The sequence below is a fragment of the Nitrosophilus sp. genome (assembly GCF_982775275.1).
Window position 1 is genome coordinate 1 of the sequence record NZ_CEXZHP010000111.1, and the last position, 5,151, is coordinate 5,151.

The window sequence follows — 5,151 nt, forward strand, 5'->3', positions numbered from 1 at the left end:
TTTAGCCGTAGCTTCTGTCATGCCTATTGTCATATCCGCTCCGGCTTTTGCGAGCGTAGGAGAAGCTTTTAGCGCAACGCTTCCTGCAAGAGCGCTTATGCCAATTACACCAGCTAATCCTACCAATCCAACCGGTCCCGTTGCTGCTGCGCCTGCAAGTCCTAAAACGGTTTTGCCAAGCGCAATTGTTGCCGCTTTTGCCTGTAATCCTCCTATAAATCCGCCTACCATCCCTATTCCCGCTCCGGCTTCCGCAAGTTCGGCCTTTTTGGCCGGATGTGTCGCTTGATAGTTTCTATAATAGCTCCCTGCAAAATGTCCATGTTTTAAGCCATAAACACCGGCTTGAGTTCTATATGCATCAAAAAAAGCCGGTCCGGCATAAGGATTGTAATTTGTCCTGTAAGGATCACCATTTGAATAATAACTATTTGCATATGGATTATAATTTGCATAACCGCTATTTTGGCTATAAGGATCTTTTGTGTTGTAGCTATTTTCATAACTCATGCTCGCCTCCTAAGTTTAAAACAATCCAAAAAAATAAAATAACTTGTTTAAAGAGTCTTGAACTTCCGGATCAGAGAGATACTCTTTTCCAAAAAGAAATAAAAAAAGATATAAAAAACTGCCAACCGCATAATATGTAAACACAAAACTAAAAATAAAGCCAAAGAGGAATTCAAAAATTCCTCTTGATTTGCTATTCATTTAAAACCTCCTCTATTTCTTCAAATTCATCAAATACAGTTGCACTGGCAATCTCCGTAGCTTCTTTCGCTATTGCAGATGGTCTTGTTTGGTCCTCAGCTATATCGGCATGAAGATTTAAAACTTGATGCCTGTTTGCCAAAACATTAACCTGTAAATTCATAATCCGAGGCAATATCTCATTTATCAGTAGATCTTCCACTCTTTTTGCGGTAATTGTACAAAGAGCAGTATCTATGCTAAAAGCTAAAATGTGATTTACAAGTTCTTCTACGCTTATTCCCTCTTTTTCTGCCTGCTCTTTTAATTGCGCTTGCAATACTTCATTAATTTTTATTTCCATTCAAACCTCCTTCTTTTTAATTGTGCAAAAATCATCTTTTATACTAAGTTCCAACTCCTCTTTGCCTATAGCAAATTTTAAAGTAGCAGTAACTTTTGTTGAAGAATTTATATCAATATACATTTCAAGCGCTCTTTCAATCAAATACTTTATTCTCTCATCTCTTGTTGTTCCGGGAATTACCATCTCTATGTTTTCTAATCTCTCTACAAGAGCATCATCTATTTCAACAAGCATAACACCTCCTTTTGTTTTTTAGAGGAGATTTTTATCTCCCCTTTATATATATTCACAAAATTGGTTTTACTATTGGAAAAGTTTTAAAACAGCAATAGGAGATCCGCTGCTTATTGCATTTAAAACAGAATTTACAGACTTAGTTTTACCTTTTGTAAGAGTATCTTCAATAAATTTAGACTCAATTTTCTGAGCTATTTGCGTCTGGCCTCTTTGCCTAAGTTTTTGCGTATAATCCCTAATTAACTTTGCTACTGTTTTGGTAGATTGGATCTGTTCCAATTTGCTTAATGCTTCGCTGTTTGACTTTGAAAAGCTTAGAGTGATTGTAGGCTTCATAGAAGCGATCTCGTTTGCCGAATACCACAAAGCGCCGTTTATATACAAGTTTGGAATAAAAGGCGTTAAGGCAAGGGTATATAAACCGCTATTGCAAGTTATAGTGTCTGTATTTCCCGCAAAATGGCAGTTTCTTACTCTTATTTTTCTCTTTCTTGTTTTTTTATACGCATTTACAATAGCTTTTTTACTTAAATACTCAATATTGTCAAAGTCTATCTGTCTATATTTTCTAAGCTCATAAATCGCATTTTTTATAACGTTTCCAGTATAATACAAAAGATTAATATAGTAAGCCGCTTTTGCCGTTTTTCTTTTATCCAGTTTTTTCCTATACTTAGCCTCTGTTTCCAAAACCTCTTTTTTCCCTAAATTGTAAATACTCCCCCACTCCTCATCTTCTGCTACGATATAATCGTTTATTCCCAGATCATCGTTTGTTATAAAAAAAGCTTTCTCATTCCATCCAAGCTTTCTAAGTTCGTTTATTAGATAAGATGTAAAGTTTATAGATACGCTCCAGCCGGAATTTTCGTTGAAAGAGACCGTTTTATTTAAAGTCGATATATTGCTAAATGTTTTCGATAGATTTTTGGATATCGATTTTTCTTTGCCAATTGTTTCGTTTTTAGAAAAGCTCTTTTGGTTTTGCAGCGACTTTTGGTCGCTATATCTGTAAGAATGCTGTTTAGATTCTTGCTTTTGAACATTTGTGTTTAAATCCGCCAAAACGATAGATGCAGCTGCTAAAATTAGTATAACTATCTTCTCCATCTAAACACTCCTCCGCTTTTTTCATACCAATCTTTCAAAAGATCTAACGATACCTCCGCTTTAGGAGTAATGTTTTTTGGCCAATACACATGGATATTGGGTTTAAATATCTCGATAAACTTTTTTAACTCTTTTTTCCTTACCTTTACGCCGTTTACCTCAAATTCGCCGCTCGGATAAATGTTTATTGTTACCGGGTTTCCTGCATTTTCCAATCTTTTTTGTAGATTTTCTATGATTTTTTCAAGCCTTTTATTCTCACTTTTTAGCCTTTTTACTATCTTTTCATCTACACCTGTTCTTTTATTTTCAGACTTTTTCTTTTTGATACTTTCAAGCTCTTTTCTCAAAAGGCTCACTTTTTCTTTATGCTTTTTTAAATTCTTAGCTAAGCTGCCGTTTTTCTCTTTTAGTTCTTTTAAATGTTTTTTTAGCCATTTTGACTCTAAAACACTTTTTTCTTTTTCGCTTTTTAGTTTGAGTTTTAAACTTCTAATTTCTTTATCTTTATCCAGCAGCTTTGATTTTAAATGCTCAATTTTGCTATCCAAGCTTTTTGAGCTGCTAAAACTTGACGCGGCAACCAAAATCACAAACAGCACCAGTAAAATATCAACAAAAGGCGCTATGTTGATTGCATCTTTTTTAACCGCCATTTTTAACGTCCCAATATCTCAGGATTGTCTCTATATCCGCTGCTAAAGCGTTATATATAAAATTGCCTATTATTGCGACGATTATTGAAGCCGCGGTAGATATAAGAGGAATAGCCAAAGATGCTATCATCTCTTTTTTTGATTCAAAATCGATACTTTGCAAAGTAATCATTATGCCAATAACAGTTCCGAGCAGTCCGATATAAACTGCATTTGAGGCAAGAGAATAGATAAAGCTCATTTTTTTGTTAAGCTCTATCTCCAGTTCGGTTTTGTTTTCAAATCTCTGCAACTGGGAAAGCGCAAACCTAAAAGCAGCTTTTCTGTTAATATACAGATATATTAACACCAACAATGCAACCGCCAAAACCGATAGCACGCCAAATTCGACTATATCTTTAATTTTTTCTATTGCCATTTTCGACTCCTTAAAACCCGGCTCTTTTTATCTCTTTGTCTGCTATCTCTTTGCAGACATCATACTTTTTAGCCTCTTCAAGTAGATAAATTTTGTGCCTTTTATTCACACCTTTAACAAAAGCGGCCGCAAGTTTTGGTACGCACCCTTTTTCATCTTCAGCTTCTATGTAAAAAACATTATGTGGAAGCGTTGATATATAGGTAAAATTGTTAGATATATCTCTTAGCATCTTTTTAATAGTCTCTTTTGGAAATTTCTCAACCTTTTTGCCATCTCTCTCTTTACAGCCAAGATCAAAAAGTTCTACTACCCTCTCTTTGTATAAAAAATATTTATTGCCTTTGCTTTTCTTTCTTAAGTATTTATCAACGATAAATTTATAGTCTCTTGCCGCTATAAACTCTTTGCTTGCCAATAAATTCTCATAAAGAGAAAATTTGCAAATATGTTCAATATCTGTCATATATTTGGCTATAGATTCGCTTATTACGGCAAGTCCAAACAGCTTTTTTTGCTCTTTTAAATCCTCATAAGCCAAATATATGTCAAAACCATCTAAATTTTTACAAACCTCTTCGACTCTTGTAACAATCTCTTGCTTATTTGGAACTCTTCCTAATATATGACTTTTGTTTTCAAAAAGTTTTTGATAAATCTTTTTGCCGCAGGCCTCTTTATACATTTGAATAGGAAAAAGAGTAATTGTTGCGGTTTTTTGCAAACTGAACTTATCTTCGAGCTCTTCTATTTTTTCTATCTGTTCAAACTCAATTTTCTCTTTTTGGGCTTCTAATATTTGATCAACTTTTGCAAATTCGCCCCTGGTTATAAAATAGACCAGGTTTGCGATTTTTGGATTTGTATCCGAGAGCATATATAGAGTTTGGGCAATTGCCGTAATTTTTTTGTATGCGTTGTAGATAGCTCTAAGCGCCGGATCGCTGCTATGCATTGGAGCATACTTTAGCATTGCAGGCGAATATCTTAAAGCTTCATTTAGATAATCTTGTTTGCCTATACTCTTTATTAACTGCGTAAAAAGAAAATCTTTGTAGTAATAATCTTCCTTCATGTATGAACCAAGATTGTAAGCAATCGCAGCAAAATCGGTAGAATAGGTTATTTTCTCGCCCGTTTTTGTTACCAAAGAGGTTGTTTGGTATTTTTTATAACTTAGATAGGGTTTGCTATGAATTGCGGCTTTAATCCAGGCGCTTATAAAAGTAGTATCGCTAAAACCACCTGTAAAATTAAAAGGATCGGGCAAGCTTTTTAACTTTTTAAAAAATTTTTCGCTCTCTTTTGAAGCCAAATCAGAGATTGTATCTTCTTTTGATAAGATTTTATCCCTTTTGTACTGTTTTGCAATATATGCAGAATTTGAAACGCCGCACCCGCTAAAAATTAAAACGATTATTGCAAATCCTACAATATGTCTAACCATATTCGACTCCTAAAAAGCCGGATTATTTTTGCAATCCGGCTATAAATTTTTTTCTATAAAAATCGGCTCTATTATCTTTTAAATTGTGTTTATCGCCTGTTTGCAGGTTTACGAAATTCTCTTTTAATTTTTCATCTCTTTTTATCGCCTCAAAGAAGCTTAGATTTATAAACTCCATCAAAAAGTCGTTATCTCTAAAAACCTCTTCAAAGGCTTTTTCAGATCC

At 34.2% G+C, this 5,151-nt stretch carries 7 protein-coding genes and 1 pseudogene; all 8 read right to left on the reverse strand.

The features are described 5' to 3' along the window. Positions 1-510: pseudogene (locus tag AC30RD_RS06140) on the reverse strand (hypothetical protein); the annotation flags it as partial. Positions 511-703: 193 nt separating this feature from the next. Next, the gene (locus AC30RD_RS06145) at positions 704-1,054 is read right to left on the reverse strand and encodes a hypothetical protein (protein ID WP_489493482.1); all 351 of its coding nucleotides are present in this window, start codon (positions 1,052-1,054) and stop codon (positions 704-706) included. Next, positions 1,055-1,291, reverse strand: a complete 237-nt coding sequence (locus AC30RD_RS06150) for a hypothetical protein (protein WP_489493483.1) — start codon at positions 1,289-1,291, stop codon at positions 1,055-1,057. Between the two features lie 69 nt (positions 1,292-1,360). Further along, positions 1,361-2,404: a hypothetical protein gene (locus tag AC30RD_RS06155; protein WP_489493484.1), complete on the reverse strand. Its 1,044-nt coding sequence runs from the start codon at positions 2,402-2,404 to the stop codon at positions 1,361-1,363. Further along, complete coding sequence (locus tag AC30RD_RS06160) at positions 2,392-3,060, reverse strand: biopolymer transporter ExbD (protein WP_489493485.1); 669 nt, start codon at positions 3,058-3,060, stop codon at positions 2,392-2,394. Before AC30RD_RS06160 ends, AC30RD_RS06155 begins: the two co-directional genes overlap by 13 nt. Further along, positions 3,050-3,478 (reverse strand): MotA/TolQ/ExbB proton channel family protein, encoded by a 429-nt coding sequence (locus tag AC30RD_RS06165; protein WP_489493487.1) that lies wholly within the window; start codon positions 3,476-3,478, stop codon positions 3,050-3,052. Before AC30RD_RS06165 ends, AC30RD_RS06160 begins: the two co-directional genes overlap by 11 nt. Before the next feature lie 10 nt (positions 3,479-3,488). Continuing rightward, positions 3,489-4,925: a hypothetical protein gene (locus tag AC30RD_RS06170; protein WP_489493488.1), complete on the reverse strand. Its 1,437-nt coding sequence runs from the start codon at positions 4,923-4,925 to the stop codon at positions 3,489-3,491. Between the two features lie 22 nt (positions 4,926-4,947). Further along, positions 4,948-5,151: hypothetical protein (locus tag AC30RD_RS06175; RefSeq protein ID WP_489493490.1), on the reverse strand; the 204-nt coding region annotated here is incomplete at its 5' end.